This window comes from Chryseobacterium sp. CBSDS_008, assembly GCF_049959325.1.
Taxonomy (GTDB): Bacteria; Bacteroidota; Bacteroidia; order Flavobacteriales; family Weeksellaceae; genus Chryseobacterium.
Map to the genome: position 1 here is coordinate 4435696 of NZ_CP188202.1, position 21296 is coordinate 4456991.

A 21296-nucleotide genomic window follows, 5' to 3' on the forward strand; every position below is an offset into this window, starting at 1 on the left:
GTTAGCGAAATTTGTCATAATCAATGCTGCTGATTATGATAGTTGTAATATTTATAAGAAAATACTTCGTTCAAATTGTTAGTTGTTTGCTAGCATTTCTTTTCATCTATGCAGCTTTCAGTAAGGCCATCGATTTTGAAGCATTTCAAATACAGCTTGCGCAGTCGCCACTTTTAAGCGCCTTCGCTGGCTTCATTTCATATGGTGTACTTATCGTCGAAGTTCTGGTAGCTATACTGCTCCTTATTCCAAAAACAAACAGGCATGGTTTATATGGATCTGTCGGTCTGATGACAGCCTTCACCTTTTATATTTATCTCATATTGCTTTTCAGTGATTTCATACCATGTTCCTGTGGCGGTATTTTAGAGAAAATGGGATGGGGAGAGCATTTAATTTTCAATATCGTTTTTTTATCGCTAGCGATTATAGCGCTGTATGTTAGTGCCAAACAGCATCTGGGTGATACTAAAAAGGAGTTCAAATATGTAAGTTGGGTAATGTTAGGTAACATAGTCCTTGTCGTTGCGCTGTTTGGAACCTCCGAACATATTATGAAGAAAGAAAATAGTTTTATACGACGATTCTTACAGCACCCCTTATTGATTGAAAAGAAGATAGATTTAAAAGTGAATTCCTACTATTTTGCAGGTATGGAAGATGAGAATTTATATCTTGGAAATATCAGCGCCCCATTGATTGTTACCACCGTTGATACCTCATTAAAGGCAATTTCTCAAATGCATGTAACCATTGATAAAAAGGATTACAATTTTAGGAATATCAAACTTCAAACTCAGAAACCATATTTTTATTTATATGATGGTTCAGTTCCTATCATTTATAGGGGATACATTGGCGATTCAATAGCAAGGAGTCTAAGTTATCAGGATGCCTATTTTAATCAATTGGTTGTACTGGATTCCACAAGATTTGCTATCAGAACGCAACGGGGATCGGACCGGCGATATAGCTTAGGTTTACTAGATCTGAATAATACTCCGGAGGTAAAGTTGAAATCAGATGTACTTCAAGGACAGCTTGATGGTGTATTTGATGTTGATGGCTCATTGATAGCAAACAATACTGCTGCTAAACTTGTGTATACCTATTTTTATCGAAATCAGTTTATTGTAATGGATAGTACGATGAAGATCGATAAGCGTTTACGGACAATAGATACCACCACCCGTGCGAAAATAACTATCACCAAACTATCGGATGGTAGCAAGAAAATGGGTGCACCACCATTTACTGTGAATAAAAGATCTGTTATCGCTGGCAATTTATTGTTTAACGAATCTAACTTGAAAGGTAAATATGAGCCATCGGGAGCCTGGAAAACGTCTTCTATTATAGATGTTTATCATTTGGAGAGACAGCAATATATGGGCAGCTTTTATATTAACCATAAAAAAGGCCAAGCATTGTCGTCATTACTAGTAAGTGGTGATTATCTGTATGCGATAGTCGGCAACGAGTTGCACCGCTATAAAATTAGGAGAGAGGCTTTTAAGTAGAGAAATTTGCGTAATCGATAGTTCTGGGAGCTGTCGGTGGATAGAGATTTAAAGGGAATTAGCCGAAAACCCTGTAATAGATTAGGCAGTAACCAATAAATTATGATAGCATGAAAAAGTTACTTATTCCTGTTCTTACTGTAGTAGTAGGTATAGGAGCTGCTTTTGCTGGCAATCAGGTAAGTAAAGCATCCAAGGTCATTCCTACTTACCGTATTGAGGGAACTCAATGTGTTCAAGTACAACAAGACTGCGATAATGCAGGTTCTTTTCTCTGTACATTGGATGGTTCCAGTGCTGTGCAACTGTATCAATTCAAGTTGAACGAAACTACATGTTCAACTGAAATGCACAGAAGTCAGCCGTAAAAAAAAGGGAAGGATGCCTAGTCGGCATCCTTTTCCATTTTATTGATCCATTCTATATTCCGCTCATCTTTTAAATGGTAATCCCACCATTGGATTATCCTTAAACTAAGGTCTTTTTCCGCAGGTGTTCCATTGAAAAAGGCATGGCTTTGATTTGGATAAAACAAAGCGATCACATTTTTTTTGTAACGTTTTAAACCGATAAAAAATTCCATTACCTGATCCCACTGAATGTTTTCATCTTTTTTGCCAGCCCATAAGAGTATCGGGGCATTAACCTTCTCTACATGTAATATAGGGCTGTTTTTGAGATATAAGGATTGGTCTTCCGCAACGGATTTTCCCATTTCATACTGTTCACTTTCAAACTGCCAATAAAACGGGCTGATAAAGTTATAATTATAGGAATAATATGATCGAATAATATCACTGTTTCCCGCACCTGAAACATATGTGGCGAAACGGTTTGAATGAGTGGCAATAAAATTGGTTTCATAGCCGCCATGTGAATGGCCGCCAAGCCCAAGTTTTGATGAGTTGATATTAGGGTTTTGTAGCACGCGATCCAATCCGCGGTTTACGCACTCTAAAGCTGAAATTCCTGTCCCTGATTCATTGTATAAAATATCTGGTAGGAATACAAAGTACCCCTTTTCGATCAATGTCCGGATTTGGAATCCAACTGGAAAGTCATTGTTGGGAGAAAGATATTCATTCGACTCTTGCCGTTGTCTCTGGTAGATGTGAACGATCATTGGATATTTTCGTTTTGGATCAAAATCGGTCGGATAATATAATATGCCATTTAGTTTTTGTCCAACGGCCTCAAAAGTGATAATTTCCTGTTTGATCTTTTTGGCATTTTTATCGACTGCGTTATTGTCCAATATCTTTTCTGCAGTGGTATCTGAATTGTAGTGATGCAAGTAAGGCGGCGTATTGAAGTTCTCCTCTATGGTGTAGAAGTTTTTAAGCTTTTGATCGAATACAATTTGGTTAATTCGATTATCTGTCGAAGAAATAACTGTTTTAGCTTTTCCTTTTTCAATCCGGTAGTAGGAGGTCGTATTATTATACAAATCATAACCTTCGATCAAAAATGGTTCTTGCATTGATGCGCTCAAAATACGGTTGTCATTCTTATATATATGGTTTTTTATCCTTGTAATTTGCCCTCTTGCAATATTCATTGGTCTAAGTTTTCCCGTTTTGACGTTATAAATCCATAGATCATCCGAACTTTCGAAAAAGATTTCACCGCCGTTTTCCGTGAAGACGGGTAGCTCCAACCCATTTTTGTCTATCACACTTTTTGCTTTCCCCGAAATTGTAAACAGAGTCCACTTAAGACCATCTGTGCTAGCAAGAAATTTAGTTCCATCGGGCGACGAAATAACTTGCTCAAAAATTGTTTTATAGACCTTTCTACGGTTTAGCCTTCTTACTGCCTTAAAATTGCCAATAGGGAGTAATGAATCTGTTACTATATCATAGATATGTACATCATTAAGATCCTCAGGGCTGAGATTCGAAGTTAGGTAATTGAAGTCTTTCCGGGGTATATAGGATAGGAAATATCTTTTGCTGTTGAGAACCTTAACTTCATGCCCCTTCGGTAGCTTAAATTCCTTGACAGAATTTTTCAGTGGATCATAAAGCCAGAACTTTTGGAATGAAGCTTTAAAGTACAGTTTATCCTGCCCTAAAAATGCGTCATTCCCATACCATATTTCGACCTCCTTCGAGGGAGTTTCGGTATTTTTTACCCTGGCGTTTAGTAAAAATGATTTTCCTTTCTGAATTTCCGTAAATGTTATTTCTGATAGTTTAGGTATTTCGATCTTCAAGTTATTTCCGGTACAATCAATGATTGTAAGTAAATCATTTTTTATGTCTTTCATCTCTTCTGTAATAAAAAGCTTGTCAGCAGATATACTAAGTTCGGCTTTCCGTATTCGATTGACTGTACGATATATGCAACGAATATTTTCCGCAGCGAGATCCCATAATTCATAGTTGTCAACATTTTTCCGAACCACATATAATTTATTTTGTTTACTGATGCCAAATCCTTGCACATTATCTAATTGGTCTATTTTTCCTTTTGGGTTATAAATAGCGATCGTTTTGGCATCTGTTAAAAGAGCATACCGGTTTATTGCTGTTAATGCGTAGAAATTGCTGATATTATCGTGTACAATTTTATTTCCGTTATCAAGATTTAGAACTTCAACTTTTCCCATGCTTTTGCCGATTATAAGCTGGTCATTTAGAAAGGTGGCAGATCCTGCCAATTTATGTGTTATTGTTCCTTGTCGAACTTCAGCAATATAGGTCGTATCCGAACCATTTCTGGAAAATTTGCTAATAGCTATCCATGTACCTTTGGGAGACAGTTTAGGAGTACCGCCCAATTTTGTGAATTTAGCTTTCCAGGCTGTTAAAGTATCAGTATGGTTTTGCCCTGAAACCCAAAGGCAACCTGCACATAGCAACAGCATTTTTAATATTGTCCACATTAATATCCTGTATTTTGAGGTTTAAGGTTGGCGTTTAGAAGGATTTCTTTTTGAGGTATAGGCCATAATAGATGGAAATCCTTCCAATTTGGTTTATTCGTCTGTAATGTGTTTAGTTTTCCTGTCCTTTTCAAATCTAAAAATCGGTGTCCCATTTCCGCGAAAAACTCTCTTTTATATTCCAGTAAGATCTCTTGCAGCAGTATATCTTTTGTTATCGGCATCGTCAGAGGAGTAAGTTGTGCCCTCAGTCTGGTGACATTCACATAAGGTAATGCTTCATTAATCTTATTTTCTTGCGTAAGTGCTTCAGCAAGTAGAAGAATGGCTTCTTCAAGCCTAAAGACAATTGAATATTCATTGGAATTGGTATTATTTCGGTTTTTGTACTTCTCGACTCTATAGTATGATACACCGTTAAATTCTACTCGGCCAATCCAGTTTTGTTTGCGAAGATCGTTGTCTTGTAATGTATTGATTAACGAGTCTGAAATTGCGTATATATTGGGTAATGAATTTGTAAAATAGTAAATTGTTGCTTGTTGTAATGATGCATTATTGTGGGGTTTAAGCTGCCATAGAACGTGTTTTCCTGATTTTTGGAAAACCCTTGTAATATCGGATTCTATCTGATAAAGTGGGCTTTGGACGATTTCCTTTAGAACTAATTCTGCTTTATTCCAATTCTTGCCAGCCATATATACTTTTGCGAGAAGTAATTTTGCTACGAACCTGTTCGGGTATATTCTTTCCGAATCCTTATATTCATTTTGAAGTAGAGAGGATACTTCCAAAAGATCACGTTCTAAATTTGATAGGACGAGATTCGATTTCGTTTTTGCAATGATATTATTAGCTTTATAATCAGTCGATTCAGGATATGGGATATCTCCATAAAGTTGGTTTAAATAATAGAACATAATGCTTCTTGTCAATAAAGCTTGACCTCGAAACCAATTTTTGTCGTTGGATGATATTCCATGTGAACCGGAGATACCCTCCAAAATGGAATTAGCACTATAAATGTGCTTATAAGCTGTTGCCCATGTATTAAACACGATACTGTTGGTATCGGTATGTAGATTCAGGAATATATCTCTGCTGTCGGAGCTAATTGTTGTATAATTACGAAGTTCATCGGTATAGGAACTTAAATATGCCTCAAGATCGCCGCCCGCAATTGGGGAACTTTTCATTAGATCAGCATAATGCGCGGCAAGGGCAGCATTAGCCGTTTGCACATCCTCAAAGACTTTGTTCTGATCGATTTGGTTATCAGGAGTATCTACATCTAGTAATTTATCGCAAGATGAATTTATCGTTGCGATTATTATAAGTATGATAAAATGTATCTTTTTCATTTTGTTTTATTTAAAGATTAAATTGGATTCCGAAAGAATATGTTCGTAGTGGAGGTAAAAAACCGGAAGTTAAGGCTTCAGGGTCAACACCGAAGAACTTTGTCCATGTCCAGAGGTTCTGTCCCTGAAAGTAAATTTTCACATCCTTAAAAACTCCTTCGGTTAACGGCAGAGTATAAGCAAGTTGAATATTTTTTAAACGAATGAAGGAAGCGTCAGAAACGGAAGCAGTACTTGTACGGAACAGGTTATGTGTATTCGTATTCAACGTGCTGTACGGCATGTAGTAACCTGTGGGGTTTTCTGGTGACCAAACATCAAGTACTTGTGTGGGCTGATTGCTCATTGATCCCGGAAGTGACATGATGGAGTTGTAGTTCCACCCTTTCTTTTTAACAAATTGGAAAAGAACGGATAGATTCCAGTTTTTATAATGGAAGTTGTTGCTCCATCCTCCAAAAAATTTGACCCCAATATCAGCTACAACTTGCCTGTCTTCAGGACTGGATATTTTACCGTCACCATTAAAATCCCTGAATTTATATTGGCCGGTTGAGGGGTCGATCCCTTCGAACTGATATAATTTTACAATATTCGTAGGTTGGCCTATTACATATTGATTTGCATAGGATGAGCCTGCTAAACCGGGAAATGATAAGAGCTTGTTCCGGGGAAAACTTATGTTAAAATTTGATTCCCACTGCAGGTCTTCCTTAGACAACGGACGACCTGTAATTTCTATTTCAAGCCCTCTGTTTTCAATTGTTGCATTGAGATTTGCCATAACACTGGAGAAACCTGTTACTGCTGAAAGCTGATATCCCACCAACTGGCTGGAAGATCTGTTACGATATACTGAAGTGCTGAGATTTAAGCGATTTTTGAAAAAGCCTAATTCAACAGCTGCTTCCATTTTTTTTGTTATTTCCCAGCTATAATCTGGATTGTAAAGACGGGAGGGAGATAGACCAGTTGTGTTATTGTAAATCAAGGATGATGAAACGACATAATTATTCAGGAATTGAAAATCGCCGATATTATCACTCCCTGCTGATCCATAACTCGCGCGTAGTTTACCTGTATTCAGCCATTTCAGACTTTTAAACAGGTTTTCTTTTGAAAAATTCCAGGCTGCGCCTACAGCCCCAAAATTAGCAAATCTGTTATTGGGACCGAAGCGGCTGCTACCGTCTCTTCTCCCTGTTAAGTTCAGAATATATTTATTCTTGAATTGATAATTTAGCCGACCGTAGATTGCAGCGTATTTATATTCGATATTGGAATTTTCCAATATCATTACCGTTTTAGCGGCGGCAATATTGCTGATGAACTGATTGCTTTCGAAACCAAATCCCAGTTCTTCTTCGGTATCTCTTACCATATTCTGAAAAGTACCTCCAACAAGAAATTGTAGGTTATGTTTGCCCCAGTTTTTTGCCCAGTTCAGCTGTGGTTCTACGATAAAGGAGAAAATATCCTGTTTTTTCTGCCTTGCCTGTGAATTGGCACTTGAAAGACCACTGCCAATGTTTGGATTGTAGATTGTATTTGGTTGTAGCGCCAATTCATCAATCGTTGTATAATTAAGTCCTGCGTTAACCTTGATTTTAAAATCTTTAAAAATCCTGTATTCGGAGTTTAAATTAGTTTGGAACAGTTTTGTATCATTGTTATACGACGCATTATAAGCCGCCAGTGGATTTGTAAACGTATTATTTGCCCAGTTCAAACTACCATCGGCGTTGTAAAGCTGAGGGGAAATAGGAGACAGTGTAAATGCTCTAGTTGTCAAATCGCTATATATAACGTTGTTTTTTTGTTGTGTGAACAGATTCGAAACATTGATCTGAAATCGGTTATCTTCTGAGCGATGCGACAAATTTGAGCTAAAGTTATTTGAAGTATATTTAAAATCTTGCCCATAGACGGTTGTCTGCTCGTTATGGCCTAAACTTAGTAAAAAGCTTGTTGTTTTACTCCCTCCATTTGCTGACAGTTGGGTATTGTTGATAGTCGCTTTCTTACCTATTAAGATTTTTTGCCAATCAACTCCATTCCCCTGATCCCACACACCATTTACATCGTAGGCATTTGACGGGTAAGTGTTGATACCATCATTCCTATAAGCGGTACGGCGCATGTTTAGATATTGATCTTTATTAAGCAATGTAAGATTAGATATTGCCTCACTTATTCCATAATTGGTTGAGAAGTTCAGGCGCACTTTGCCGGATTTTCCTTTTTTTGTGGTGATCAGTACGACACCATTTGCTCCTCTAGAACCATAGATCGCTGTGGCATCCGCATCCTTTAGAACTTCAATGCTTTCAATATCATTTGGATTAATTGTATTGAGTGGATTGATATTGCCTCCAGGTATGATGGTCGAGGAAATCTGAGATTTTTGAGGGCTTATTTCGCTGAAGGGTACACCATCTACAACATAAAGAGGAACATTACCATTTTGTTCCGTAAAAGATCCTGTTCTTAAGCTATTTTGTCCTCGTATCTGGATCTCAAATCCAGCTCCCGGCACACCGCTATTCTGAATAATATTGACCCCGGTCATTCGCCCCTGAACAGTAGATAGCACGTTTGTCACAGGCTGATTTTCAATATCCTTCGCTGAAACTTTAGCAATACTTCCAGTCTTGTCCTTGTCGGCGACTTTATAATATCCAGCGTTAAGTGTTACTTCCTCAATAGTATGGACGTTTGAAGATTCTTTTATTGTGTCAGTTTCTGCTATAGAAGTTCGCGGTTCTTCATCACTAGACGATATTGCCTTATTCTTTTTAGGTCTAATAATGATGCTATTATTAAATATTAATGCTTCGACCGGTATATCTTTTAGTAGCTTTTTCAAACAATCAATAACCGGTTCGTTCTTACATTTTAAAGGTTGAACGGTATGATTTTTCAGGTCATCAGACGAGTAATTAAACTGTATATTATTCTCGGTAAGAAACTTTTCAACTGCTTGTGGTGCAGGAGTTTTACCGATTTCAAAATTGACCCTCATTTGCGAGAGATTCTGTTGAGCCTGTAGCTTCTGCCAGCCGAATAATAGAAATACAGCGGCACTGCATAAAATTTTCATATTTTTGCATGTATTTAAAAATTAATAATTCCGTTAGTTTTATTAGTTGGATACAGGACCGACGGTTGCACCCGTCGGTCTGCTTTATGCCCAACTTAGCTTCAGTTAAATATCTGGGATTTTGTCTGCAGTAATCACAGATCGGAGTTTACTCCTCCAATTCAAAAGTGTTAACATTGGATTTTTTTATATTTAGGTTTAATTGCATCGAAATCCTTTCGATGAGTTCATCAGCAGTTGCTTCTTGACTCAAAACAGATATTTTTGAAGATGCTCGATCTGCTGGAAATCTGATTTTTATTGCATAAGTCCTTTCGACTATTGCGATGGCATCTGATAAGTAGAAGTCCGTAAACGCTAAGGTAGCAGCTATATTCTTATTTTTGTGCTCTTTATTTGTTGTAGGTGCTACAGTGGCAACTTGGCTAGAACCCATATTTGAAAATGTTTCCTTTGGATGTATGATATAAGCCTCTTTAGGTCTTGCTGAGTTGCTTACCTGAACTTTACCTTCATAAAGATCGACGTTAAAAGTACTGCCTGATTGGGAAACTTTGAAGACAGTTCCTAAAACCTTGGCTTCATAGGAACCGGCATGTACAACAAACGGATGTATTTTAGATTTGCTGACCTCAAAAACCGCATTACCTTCGAGAAAAACGTCCCTTGTATCGGAAGGAAAGGATTTGTCTACAGTCAATTTTGAACCTTTGGAAAGCGTGATATGGGAGCCATCTTTTAGGTCTATTGCCACATCTTTATCTTTAGCATAATAGACATCGGGTAACACATACATTCTGTAGGTGAAAATAGAACCGATTATCAGTAGAATTGAGGCTGCTATTGCAGATGCGAACCGGGTAATTTTTCTTTTTCTCTTTTTGGCTTCATGAGCCCTTATGCGTGAGATGATAGCTATCCAGTCCTCTTCTGCCTCCTGAGAGGTGAGGGGTTCTATGTATGGATCTTTATTGTTCATAGTAAAGGGTCTTTATTACATTTAGCTGGGAAATGAAAAAAAGCCCCTCTTTGGAACCAAGAATTAACTGTTTTTAACGAAGATTAACTCATTTTAAGAGTTTTTATGGAGGTTTTTAAGAAAAAGCATGGCCTTAGAAATTTGTTTTTGCACAGTTTTTTTTGGCAAATTAAGCTGGACGGCGATTTTTCCCTGAGTAACACCTTCGAGCTTATTCATCGTAAACATTCGCTTGCTTGAAGGAGAGAGCATCTCGATGCTTTCTTGCATTGCTTTCAGCTGTTCTTCTCTAAGGAGTTTAGCATCAAGCTGATCGAGGGAATCGTCGGGTTTATCAAGAATACCATAATCATCTCTCAATGCTTGCTTTTGTTGTACTGCGAAGAACTTTGAAATTTCTTGTTTACAGGTCTTAAAAATTATGTTTTCGGTATTTGGACCTCCCAGTACTTCCTTATATTCCCATAAGTGGAAAAATACATTTTGTGAGATGTCACGGATATCATTTCTATTTTTAACTCTTCCCTTGATATAATCAAATATGCGTTCGCGATATGTATGATAAATCAATTTATACATATCTTCAGCATCCGTTATATGTTTAGGAGAGAAGTTCATTCAATGGTTTTTCGGAAGGTCTCGCTTTGCAAATTTAACTATATTTTATTGAATTAATTAATTTTTGTAATACATTTGCAATTAAACTCGAGATTGTTTGCATAGTTTTGTGTAGAATTGGATTTATGCAATAGTTGTGTAAGGATTCAGCAATTACATCTATTAATGGTGAAATTAAATTTCGTTTAAAAAATATTTATATATTTACACCCTAAAATTTATCGAAATAAAGCGTAAGCTGTCATTGGGTAGAGAAAAAACTGCGAACTTTTTTGAAAACCATCTATTTGACAGACTTACGCCTGTGCCTCCTAATATGGGCATGGGCTAGGTCGTTGTCTATATGGTTTGGGTTCTCGCAGTACCTTTCTCTAACATAGTGCGCCTAGCTCCATGCCTTTTGTGTTTCTCCAAAAAAATACATCAGAGCAAGGTCGTAGCACAATCAAGTATAGTTGAGTTTCGAGTATTATAGCGAAGCTAAAATAAACTTAGAAAGACTATTAAAAACGATCGAATTTAATTTATTTATTATACTCTCGGTATGGGTAATATAAACTATCCACAAATAATTAAGGAAATAGTTGGATAAGCTGCTGTAAATAAGTGGTGTTTGGTCTTTTTGGTAAGATGCTGGAAAATATTGAGCCTAATTGAATAAAATTAATTATGAAATGCAATAAAGATAGTTTAGAAAAAATTATTAATGCTGTCAGACGTGATTCAGTGAATCTCTTATTAGGAGAGGAGCTCGCAAACGTAGATTATGATAAGATTATAATTTATGCAGAACATTCTGTTAGTTCAGATACAAAATATAAGCTTTTTAAATCCAAAAGAGGCATGGGAGAGTTACTAACAGTGGATAATATTACTTATGAACGTCTCTGCTCGTTAATGACACTAAGCAAGTTAATAGATTTATTTCTTTCAAAGTATCATAAAAAAACCGATGATATATTAGTGATCGAAATCATTGATCATCTTGATAACAATTAAATTTAATCGTTCGCAAATATGCTTGTCTCCAGATTGGTTTTATAAGGAGTTAGATATTTTACGACAGTTAATTCATCAGTTCTTTATACTGGCCTTTAATTCCTTTATCTCTTGCATTAACTGCAATAATAACGATTTTACATCATCGTTTGCAAAGTCGATAATTTCTAATTCCTGCGGTGAATAACTACCAGCGTGTTGCCAGATTTCCCATAAATCAGTAAACGGAATATCATAATTTTTATAGAAGCTTTCGTTTGATTTCACAGTAATGGACTTTTTGTTGACACTTTCTATCCGCTTAAATATAAAATCGGTGCGGGTTATAAGGAGATAAACTTTGCCCACTTTTATATCAGTAATACTTTCTACATATTCTCCGATAACATAGGTGCCATCACGGTAAGGAGGCATGGAATCACCTTCTGCTGGAAAAGCCCTATACTTCCCATTTCTTAGAAACGGGAGAGACATTGTCTGTAACCCCTCTATGTATTCAGGATCTGCATATCCTTTAAGGTAGCCCATTTTGGCTTTGTAAGGAACTATTTCAATCTTGTTTTCTCCCGATGAATCCGTTTTAATAGGAAATAAGATCCTATTATCCGGGAGATTGAGCATTTCTTCAAGCTTATATTTTCTTAGATCAATCGTCAATAATAAGTCGGTACTGATATGGTAGTAGCGAGAAATTGCTAACAATACATCTAATGGCGGAGTATATTTAGCAGTTTCATACTTCGCATATGAATCTCTGGAGATCATCAATTTCTCAGCGATTTTTTCTTGTGACAGATTAGGCACTTGCTTAAGTCGCAAATACCTTATGTTATCCGCTAGAATAGAGAGTGTTGACATTTTGTGACTATTTATCACAGCAAATGTAATATAAATTGTGATAAAACTTACCAACTTTGCTAAATAATTTAGTAAAACAGATGAAACGTGCAATAGTACATATGGATCTGGACACCTTTTTTGTGTCCTGCGAGCGGCTTGTAAATTCCCAGCTTAATGGTATTCCATTGATCATTGGTGGGGGTGACCGCGGTGTGGTTTCTTCCTGTAGTTATGAAGCGCGAACTTTTGGCGTTAGATCAGCTATGCCGATGAAAATGGCACTTCGTCTCTGTCCGCAAGCTAAGATTGTCAAGGGTGATATGGAATTATACAGCAAAATGTCCCATACCGTCACTGAAGTGATTGAAGAGAGTGCTCCCGTGATGGAGAAAGCATCTATCGATGAGTTTTATTTAGACCTTACGGGCATGGATAAATTTTTCGGGACATATAAGTGGACAAATGAACTAGGAGCTAAGATTGAGAAAGAGACGGGTCTACCTATCAGTTATGCACTATCTACCAATAAAACCGTAAGTAAGATCGGGACTGGGGAGTCAAAGCCACACGGACATCGAGAGATACCTTCATTTGGTGTTCAGTCATTTTTAAATCCATTGTCGATCAGAAAAATGCCAATGGTCGGGAACGCAACTTTTCAACTGTTTTCAAGAGTAGGTATAAGGACTATCGGCACACTTTCAGAAATGCCAATTGAAGTGCTCCAACAAATGATAGGCAAAAATGGAGTTGATCTATGGAAGAAAGCCAATGGAATTGATGAAACACCTGTAATCCCATACTCTGAAAGAAAGTCAATTTCCAAGGAAAGAACGTTCACTAGCGATACAATGGATATCGCTGAAGTGAAAGGTCTTATATCAGGAATGGCAGAGCAACTGGCACACCAGCTTCGGCAGGAGAAATGGCTGACTTCAACTGTAGTGATCAAAATCAGATACTCAAACTTTGATACAGAATCGAAACAGTGTCGTGTGAGCTATACCTCTTCTGACCATACATTGGCGCGCGTTGCGCTGGAGCTTTTTGATAAGATTTATACAAGACGTATGCGGCTCCGTTTGGTAGGTTTACGATTTACCGATCTTGTTCATGGAAGTTACCAGATGAATCTGTTTGAAGACAACGCTGAACTCATCAGTCTTTATCAGGCGATGGATAACATTAAGAACCGTTTCGGCAAAGATGCTGTCGGCAGGGCCGTAGGGTTTAATTTCTTACGTTAAAAATACACAACCATGTTTTTGAATTGCCATTCATATCACAGTTTGCGCTATGGCACACTTTCCATAGACGATCTTATTTCCCAGGCTTCGGCGTTGGGGATTAAGGAGCTCGTTCTTACTGATATCAATACAGTTACTGGTATTTATGAATTCAAGAAAAAGTGCGAACAAAAAGGCATTAAACCAATTGTAGGGGTCGAAGCCCGCAAAGAAAGTAAGTTGCTCTATATTGTGATTGCACAAGAATTTCCGGGAATCGGCGCTGTGAATAGGATTTTGACATCCTATAATTGCGATGGTATAGATCTGCCAATACAACCTGATATTCAAAATTGTTTTGTGATCTATCCGCTCAGTAATATACCCCAAAATCTAAAAGCGAACGAATTTATTGGAATACGAGCCGAAGAATTAAACATGCTGTTTAAAAAAGATTATCAAAAGCTTATTCACAGGATGGTTGTATTGCATCCAGTGACATTCAGCACAAAAAAAGAGTATAATCTTCATCGGATTTTACGAGCTATTGATAATAATGAATTGCTTTCCAGATTGTCGGATAATGAAGTTTGTTCCAAGAACGAATATTTTCTGCCTTGCCAAGAAATCTTGGATGCTTACAGGAATTATCCACAAATTATCCATAATACAAAGACGATTCTTTCGCAGTGTAGTTTTGACTTTGTCTTTGAGACACCACGTAATAGAAAATTTTATACTGGTTCAAAGAAGGATGATTTAGTGCTTTTAACAAGGTTGGCCTATGCAGGACTGGAAAGGCGATACGGGAGAAACCACCCACAAGCAAAAGCACGGATTGAGAAAGAATTAAAAGTAATTGATGAATTGAATTTTAGCGGTTACTTTCTAATTACCTGGGATATTATCCGGTACAGTAACAGTATGGGCTTTATGCACATCGGTCGTGGGAGCGGAGCAAACAGTATTGTGGCCTACTCCCTTGGGATTACTGATATCTGCCCAATAGAGCTTGATCTGTATTTTGAACGTTTTTTAAATGAAAACCGCAAGAGCCCACCTGATTTCGATATCGATTGGTCTTGGCAGGAACGTGATATTATCCTCGATTACATTTTCAATCGTTATGGTAAGGAGTTCGTGGCATTCTGCGGAACAAATGTTGAATTTAAATACAAATCAATTACTCGTGAGGTCGGTAAAGCTTTTGGGCTTCCAAAGGAGGAACTGGACGAACTGTCAAAATATCCCGAGCGAGTATTTCGTGATGATATTGTAAAGCAGGTGCAGAAGTATGGTAAGCTACTCGAGAAATTTCCGAACCAACGAAGTATGCATTCCTGTGGGATTATTATATCCGAAGAACCGCTGACAAACTTTACGGCATTGGAAATGCCGCCAAAGGGATTTCCTATCGCACAGTGGGACATGCACGTAGCCGAAGAGATCGGTTTTGAAAAGTTTGATATCCTATCACAGAGAGGATTGGGTACAATCAACGATACGGTTAAGTTGCTAGAAGAAAAGAGAGGAATTAAGGTAAATATTAAGGATACTACGATTTCTAAAAATGAAGAAAAATGTAATGAATTTTTGAGTAGAGGTAGAACAATAGGCTGCTTTTACATTGAATCGCCCGCCATGAGGGCGTTGCTTAGGAGATTAAAATGTGATAATTATAAGGTATTGGTAGCAGCTTCATCCATTATACGACCTGGTGTTGCGCAGTCTGGTATGATGCAGGAGTACATTTTTCGACATAATAACCCTGACAAATTTGAGTATTTTCATCCAGTTTTTGAAGAGCAGCTTGGTGAGACCTACGGCATTATGGTATACCAAGAGGATGTAATAAAAATTGCACTATATTATGGAGGTGTATCTGCTGCAGATGGTGATATTCTCCGAAGGGCAATGAGCGGAAAAGGTAGGTCTTTAAGTGCACTACAAAAAGTGAAAGATGATTTTTTTGCATCTTGCAGAAACCAGGGGCATCCTGAGGAATTGAGCAAAGAAATTTATCGGCAGATTGAATCTTTTGCGGGGTATTCGTTCTGTAAGGCACATTCTGCATCCTATGCAGTGGAAAGCTATCAGAGTTTGTATCTAAAAGTCTATTATCCATTGGAGTTTATGGTGTCAGCAATCAATAATATGGGTGGATTTTATAGAACGGAGGTTTATATTCACGAAGCAAGGATGTCAGGTGGAGTGATATTAAATCCCTGTGTAAACAAGAGTGAATATGAGACTACAATCTATGGTAATGAAATATATTTGGGGCTGATGCTCCTTGAAAAAGTGGAATCCAAGCTCGCGCAGCTGATTCCTCAGGAAAGAAAAAAGAATGGCGACTATAAGTCTATGGAAGACTTTATCAAACGGATTCCAATCGGCATAGAGACTTTGCAGACTTTAATTTTCATTGGTGCTTTCCGATTTAGCGGTGTACCTAAGAATGAATTGTTATTGAAAGCCAGGGTTCTGCTTGGAGACTTTAAACCCGAACGTCGATTTGAGACTTTATTTGAGGAACCTATTAAGGAGTTTAAATTCCCAGTACTAAAACGCAATGTTTTTGAGGATGCGTTTGACGAGATCGAGATTTTAAGTTTTCCAGTATCCTGTACACCATTCGATTTGTTACAGACAAAGTATCGAGGAAGTGTAATGGCAAAAGATCTTGCAGATTACCACAAAAAAGAAGTAAAGATGCTGGCGTATCTGATTTCGCGAAAACATAACCCGACTAAAAAGGGTGATATGTATTTCGGTACATGGATAGATGTTGAGGGTAATTATTTTGACACTGCACATTTTGCGGATTGCCTTAAAAAATACCCATTCCAAGGAGGGGGGTGCTATTTGCTGGCAGGCAAAGTTGAGGTGGATTTTCACGTTCCTACAATTACCATTACAAAAATGGCAAAAATGCCATTTATTCCTGATCCGCGTTATGCGCACGATGAAGAGAAACGGTATGAAACACAAGAGCGAATGAAGGAGGACGTAAGTATGACTTTTCGGGCGCCTTATCCTCAGGAGCATGAGATCGGGCTTCCACGTGTAAAGCTGTAATTAAAAACACAAATATATATTGTAAAAAAAATATTGTAAATTATTGTTTCGAGAAACAATTTTATAAATCTTATTTTTTGAATAAGTTAAAAAACGTAAATTGCTAAAAACAATTAGTGTCTTACTAACAATAATGAATTATGAAGCCAGATATCAATACAGGAGAAGTGATTTCATTAGATGAAGCCATCAAATTCACAAATTCTTTTCAGGAGCAGAATCCCCTCCAAATTAAGTCCTTTTCGGTTGGTGCAGAAAAAATCAAAGCTATTCTACAGCAGGATAATTGTGTAGGTGTTCGTATTTACAATGGATACGATATTGATACAGGGCAAGCAAACCTGGTACTGGTTGGGGTTGATAAGGACGGGGAGGATATGACAGACGGTGTCATCGTGGAAAGATTATCACCATGTCCACCAGACTGCCCTAAAGATACACCTTTGATAAAACGATAATATTGTCTCAGGTTTTATTTTTTGTAACGCTCTTCATTGGAGTGATACCATTATTGATCTTATTTGTTGAAAAAAAACAATTTTCAACGGGGCACGGTATTGTTCCTTTTGTATGGCTTACGGCTCTTGCTACACTATATGAATTTATAGGGACTATAGTTTTAAGATTGAATACGAACTATTGGTTTCAGCTGTACTCACTGCTTGAATTTGCAGCCATTTATTTTTATTTCTTGCAATTGTTCGAAGGTAAACATAGAAAAAGTCTCAGGATATCTTTGGCTGTTTGGCTCATTGTATATTGCATTTCGTTTTTTTACTGGGATAGTGCTAACAAGGCTATTGCACTGGCTATAAACAGCTGTTCTACTTCGCTTTTCGTTTTCCTTTTCTCCATCAGCTACTTTAAAAGCTTGATCGAAGTTCCAGAAGGGCATTTCTGGAAAACGCCCGCATTCTATTTTGTCCTTGCTTTTTCAATTTATTTTGCTAGTACGCTGTTGCTGTTTTTGTCGAGTGAATTTCTATTTGAGTTTGGGAAATATGGCTATTGGTTTGTGAATATTGTTGCTACGTTGATTTTGAGAATTCTATTAATTTTAGGGGTATGGAAAATGAGATAGGATTTAAGTTTTTCTTTTGGATCGGAACGGCAGTGATGTTACTTTCGGTGCTGACTGTTGTGCTTTTTGTCCTGCTTCACCGTAATAAGGTGGCTAAGATCAAGCGAAAAGAATCGGAGAACTTACTGCGTATCTCGTTGGAGTCTGAGAAAAGGGAGCGGAAAAGAATAGCCTCTGACTTACATGACGGTATCAGTGGGGACCTGCACGCCATGCAGAATTACATTACCATTTTACAAAATAGGGAAGATAATGATGATCGAATCGCCCTGTTTAAAGAAATAGAAACTATCCTTAGCAGTACCCTCGAAAATATCCAGGGGATCAGCTACAACTTAATGCCTCCTACGTTGGAGTCGCAGGGGTTGGTTCCTACCTTGCAAAGTTATTTTGAAAGGGTCAGGAAATGGAACCGCATTTCTTTTTCAGCGCGTTATGACCACATACCGATAGAAATCCCTGCCGCTGATTCTTATGAACTATATCGCATTGTTCAGGAGTTATTGGCAAATATTACCAAGCATAATGACGCAACCCATATAGATTTTTCGATCATTAATGACCAAGGGCAGATTATTATTGAAATGGTTGATAATGGAAAATCATTTGATTTTTTTAAAAGCCTACGGGAACCAGGGGGGATGGGATTAAAGAATATTACTTCCCGAGTTTCACAGATCAGGGGAAAACTGATACAAGTTCCTTCTGCTACAGGTAATAAAATTAAAATATACTATAATGTTACGGATCGCAATAGCAGATGACCATACCTTATTCAGAAAGAGCCTGCGTTTATTGATCGGGACCTTTGATCAGATGACCGTTGTCGTCGAGGCAGGCAATGGCATTGAACTGTTAAAAAAGCTCGAAACCACATCGGCTGATATTCTTTTGCTTGATTTACAGATGCCAGAGATGGACGGATTTGAAATCGGTATTAAAGTAAAGGAGCAATATCCAGAAATTAAGATTTTAATTCTCACGCAGCTGGATGAAATGGAAACTATAAAAAAGGCAATGAAGATGGGAGTACAAGGATACTTTACCAAAAACACGCCACCTAATGAGCTAGAAAATGCAATCTTGAAAATGCGTGACAATGGTTTCTATTTTGAGAAAGATCTTACGTCGATCATAAAGGAGATCCAAAAGAATCCGAGTTTTAAGTTCGATGCAGACAAAGAAATTGTGTTTACTGCCAGAGAACTTCAAATTATTGAATTGACGGCAATGGGGTTAAAAGCTAAAGAAATTGCTGAAAAGTTGTTTATAAGTACCAAAACAATCAATGCGCATAAGCAGAACATTCAGCAGAAATATGGATTTGAAACGATGATGTCCGCTATCTTATACAGCATCCACCATCAGATCATCGACTTGAAAGATCTTGATAAAAATAGGTAATTTACCTATAGGTTATAGTTTACGGTCTCTATAAATTTACAGTGTAATTTGTAGCTATAGAGGTTATAAAAACAATAACTAATTCAAAATTTTAAAGACATGGCACAATATCCACTTACTCCTGATGGCGTTAAAGCTAAGCAGGAAGAACTGTATCAATTAGACAATAGGGAACTCATCAATCAGGCTGTCTCCCTATCTAGGGATGCAAGAGCTTGGATTTTTGAGAATTTCAAGCTAACCGAAGAACAGGCAGCATACTACGAAGCGTTGCCGGAAGATTTCAACTACTATCTGGGATGGCAGATGGCATCGAATGTGATCGGCCGTCAGCCGATTACCATGGAGCCGATTCCCTCGGAAACATCGTTAGCAAGTAACAGCAGAAAGAAGACTACGGTTTCCGTAAGCGGTAATACGAACTATAACCCGCAAACCGGGGCGGTAACGTATGGCGCAAGCGTATCTGTAGGTTTCACATTTTAAGTGTCAAAAAAGCTGGCAGTGGTTTCCAGCTTTTCTTATGGCTATGTAGTTTCGTTTTAATTATTGTTTTTTCTTTAAATTTAATCATCAAAATATTTCATCATGAATTCAAGATTTGTACTGCTCGTCATTCTTTTTTTTAATATCCAATACATGTATGCGCAAAAAACAATACTCTGGAAAGTTGAAAAGGAAGGGACAGGTAAAATTTCTTATTTACTCGGAACTATGCATCAGGTTGGAAATTCTTTTATTGATGAAAGGTCAAAGATCAAAGAGCTGTTATTGCAGTCAAAAATTGCAGTTTTTGAATCGGTAGAAGATAAGAAGACAACGATTATAGATGTCATGAACAAGCGTACGGACGATTTTTCATATCGGGACAATCTGGATAAAAAAGATGTCCAGTTTTTAGAAAGTGCCGCTTCAGATTGGACCGTACCAGTCCGTAAGCTGTCGCCTGCAGAGCTTGCCGTAAAATTAGAGCAGCTGTACGTACTGGATGTGTGTGAAACTGCAAAGCAAACTGACACGTGGAAACATTTAGATGACTACCTTCTTTCACTGGCGAAAATTGGCGGTATAAAGACCGAAGGGCTAGAAACAAATTCAGACCAGTTCAACGCCATCAATTCCGAGAGAGACCTTAATTGGAAAAATGCAAAAGAAGCAGTTAGTGCCCGGATCGAAAACCTTCGGGAGAAGAAAAACAGGAATCAGCTATGCCGTATTTCTAAAACCTATCTGGGTGATATGAACTTTGATTATCAATTTGGCATAAAGTGTGCCGGGAACGATGCGATGGTGATCAACAGAAATAAAACCTGGCTACCAAAATTAGGTACTATTCTGGAAAGTGATAACGCTTTTATAGCAGTTGGACTGGTGCATCTCTTTGGAGATTGTGGGATCATAAGTGAGCTAAGAAAACAAGGCTACAGCGTAACACCGGTCCCTTTGTCAAAAGATAAAGCTTAATAATTTGATTTTCTTTCCTGTGTGCAGCTCGGCCATGCATTTATTTCACTTTCAAAAAATAATTCTTTAAAAAATTTAAAATTACTTAACTTTACTCTTCTATCAATAGCCTTATTATGACATCCAGACATGAGATCGAAGAAAAGGCACTGCTAATACAATTCCAAAGCGGTGATAGGGGAGCAATGAATACGATTTTCCAGCTCTATCATCCTGCATTAATCTTTTTTGCCAACAGACTACTTTTCAATATTGATCAGGCCAGTGCACAGGAAGTTGTTCTTGATGTTATGCTCAAAACATTTGAGTTACGGGAAACCTTTAAGAGCTATGCAAACGTAAAGGCATTTATGTACATTTCCACAAAAAATAGATGCCTGAATGTTATTGAGAAAGAGAAGGTACGGTTAAACCGATTGGACAAGTATACCCAAGGCATCGAAGAACTTGATGAAGAGAATATATTAAGTAAGATAATCCATACAGAAGTACTTCGGGAGTTAAGCCATTCCATAGAGCTTTTACCGGAACAATGTCGGAACATTATGCAAAAACTGATGGATGGAGCTACACCAAAAGAGATTTCCGAGGAACTCGATATCAGTGTCAGTACTGTGAACAGTCAGAAAGCACGGGCTATTTCTATACTCAAAAAGACCCTTTCAAATAAAGGAATCGCACTTTTATTATTTTATATCTAATTTTTTCATTTTCTTTTGGACAACCTCTATTAGTTTCC

At 37.6% G+C, this 21296-nt stretch carries 17 protein-coding genes; 11 read left to right on the forward strand and 6 right to left on the reverse strand.

Going from position 1 to position 21296, the window contains the following annotated elements; all coding sequences use genetic code 11:
• Positions 1–35 precede the first annotated feature (35 nt).
• Together ACP3T3_RS20085 and ACP3T3_RS20090 are read left to right on the forward strand one after the other, a co-directional pair.
• On the forward strand, positions 36–1520 hold the full coding sequence (locus ACP3T3_RS20085; RefSeq protein ID WP_426477494.1) for a DoxX family protein: 1485 nt from the start codon (positions 36–38) through the stop codon (positions 1518–1520).
• Between the two features lie 110 nt (positions 1521–1630).
• Positions 1631–1888, forward strand: coding sequence for a DUF6520 family protein (locus ACP3T3_RS20090; protein ID WP_426477495.1), 258 nt, complete (start codon positions 1631–1633; stop codon positions 1886–1888).
• Positions 1889–1905: 17 nt separating this feature from the next.
• Here the strand turns inward: ACP3T3_RS20090 and ACP3T3_RS20095 are convergent, their stop codons facing one another.
• From ACP3T3_RS20095 to ACP3T3_RS20115, 5 genes are all read right to left on the reverse strand, one after another.
• Positions 1906–4407 (reverse strand): alpha/beta hydrolase family protein, encoded by a 2502-nt coding sequence (locus ACP3T3_RS20095; protein WP_426477496.1) that lies wholly within the window; start codon positions 4405–4407, stop codon positions 1906–1908.
• Positions 4407–5768, reverse strand: a complete 1362-nt coding sequence (locus tag ACP3T3_RS20100) for a RagB/SusD family nutrient uptake outer membrane protein (RefSeq protein ID WP_426477497.1) — start codon at positions 5766–5768, stop codon at positions 4407–4409. Before ACP3T3_RS20100 ends, ACP3T3_RS20095 begins: the two co-directional genes overlap by 1 nt.
• 10 nt (positions 5769–5778) lie before the next feature.
• The gene (locus ACP3T3_RS20105; RefSeq protein ID WP_426477498.1) at positions 5779–8868 is read right to left on the reverse strand and encodes a SusC/RagA family TonB-linked outer membrane protein; all 3090 of its coding nucleotides are present in this window, start codon (positions 8866–8868) and stop codon (positions 5779–5781) included.
• 148 nt (positions 8869–9016) lie between these two features.
• A complete protein-coding gene (locus ACP3T3_RS20110) occupies positions 9017–9847 on the reverse strand; it encodes a FecR family protein (RefSeq protein ID WP_426477499.1) in 831 nt (276 codons plus the stop codon).
• A 93-nt stretch (positions 9848–9940) separates the two neighbouring features.
• Positions 9941–10465, reverse strand: a complete 525-nt coding sequence (locus ACP3T3_RS20115) for an RNA polymerase sigma factor (RefSeq protein WP_426477500.1) — start codon at positions 10463–10465, stop codon at positions 9941–9943.
• A 669-nt stretch (positions 10466–11134) separates the two neighbouring features.
• Between ACP3T3_RS20115 and ACP3T3_RS20120 the strand changes: the two genes are divergently transcribed.
• Positions 11135–11464: a hypothetical protein gene (locus ACP3T3_RS20120; RefSeq protein WP_426477501.1), complete on the forward strand. Its 330-nt coding sequence runs from the start codon at positions 11135–11137 to the stop codon at positions 11462–11464.
• Positions 11465–11539: 75 nt separating this feature from the next.
• Here ACP3T3_RS20120 and ACP3T3_RS20125 read toward each other — a convergent pair whose 3' ends face one another.
• Positions 11540–12322 (reverse strand): XRE family transcriptional regulator, encoded by a 783-nt coding sequence (locus tag ACP3T3_RS20125; RefSeq protein ID WP_426477502.1) that lies wholly within the window; start codon positions 12320–12322, stop codon positions 11540–11542.
• An 80-nt stretch (positions 12323–12402) separates the two neighbouring features.
• On the opposite strand from ACP3T3_RS20125, the gene dinB reads away from it, so the two are divergent.
• The 8 genes from dinB (at position 12403) to ACP3T3_RS20165 (ending at position 21258) form a co-directional block, all read left to right on the forward strand.
• Positions 12403–13551: a DNA polymerase IV gene (gene dinB / locus ACP3T3_RS20130; RefSeq protein WP_426477503.1), complete on the forward strand. Its 1149-nt coding sequence runs from the start codon at positions 12403–12405 to the stop codon at positions 13549–13551.
• 12 nt (positions 13552–13563) lie between these two features.
• Positions 13564–16608, forward strand: coding sequence for a DNA polymerase III subunit alpha (locus ACP3T3_RS20135; RefSeq protein WP_426477504.1), 3045 nt, complete (start codon positions 13564–13566; stop codon positions 16606–16608).
• A 140-nt stretch (positions 16609–16748) separates the two neighbouring features.
• A complete protein-coding gene (locus ACP3T3_RS20140) occupies positions 16749–17066 on the forward strand; it encodes a hypothetical protein (protein WP_426477505.1) in 318 nt (105 codons plus the stop codon).
• A 607-nt stretch (positions 17067–17673) separates the two neighbouring features.
• Positions 17674–18453, forward strand: a complete 780-nt coding sequence (locus ACP3T3_RS20145) for a sensor histidine kinase (RefSeq protein ID WP_426477506.1) — start codon at positions 17674–17676, stop codon at positions 18451–18453.
• Positions 18428–19093, forward strand: coding sequence for a response regulator (locus ACP3T3_RS20150; protein ID WP_426477507.1), 666 nt, complete (start codon positions 18428–18430; stop codon positions 19091–19093). Before ACP3T3_RS20145 ends, ACP3T3_RS20150 begins: the two co-directional genes overlap by 26 nt.
• Positions 19094–19192: 99 nt before the next feature.
• Complete coding sequence (locus ACP3T3_RS20155) at positions 19193–19579, forward strand: hypothetical protein (RefSeq protein ID WP_426477508.1); 387 nt, start codon at positions 19193–19195, stop codon at positions 19577–19579.
• Between the two features lie 102 nt (positions 19580–19681).
• The gene (locus ACP3T3_RS20160; protein WP_426477509.1) at positions 19682–20557 is read left to right on the forward strand and encodes a TraB/GumN family protein; all 876 of its coding nucleotides are present in this window, start codon (positions 19682–19684) and stop codon (positions 20555–20557) included.
• 116 nt (positions 20558–20673) lie between these two features.
• Positions 20674–21258: a sigma-70 family RNA polymerase sigma factor gene (locus ACP3T3_RS20165; RefSeq protein WP_426477510.1), complete on the forward strand. Its 585-nt coding sequence runs from the start codon at positions 20674–20676 to the stop codon at positions 21256–21258.
• Positions 21259–21296 lie beyond the last annotated feature (38 nt).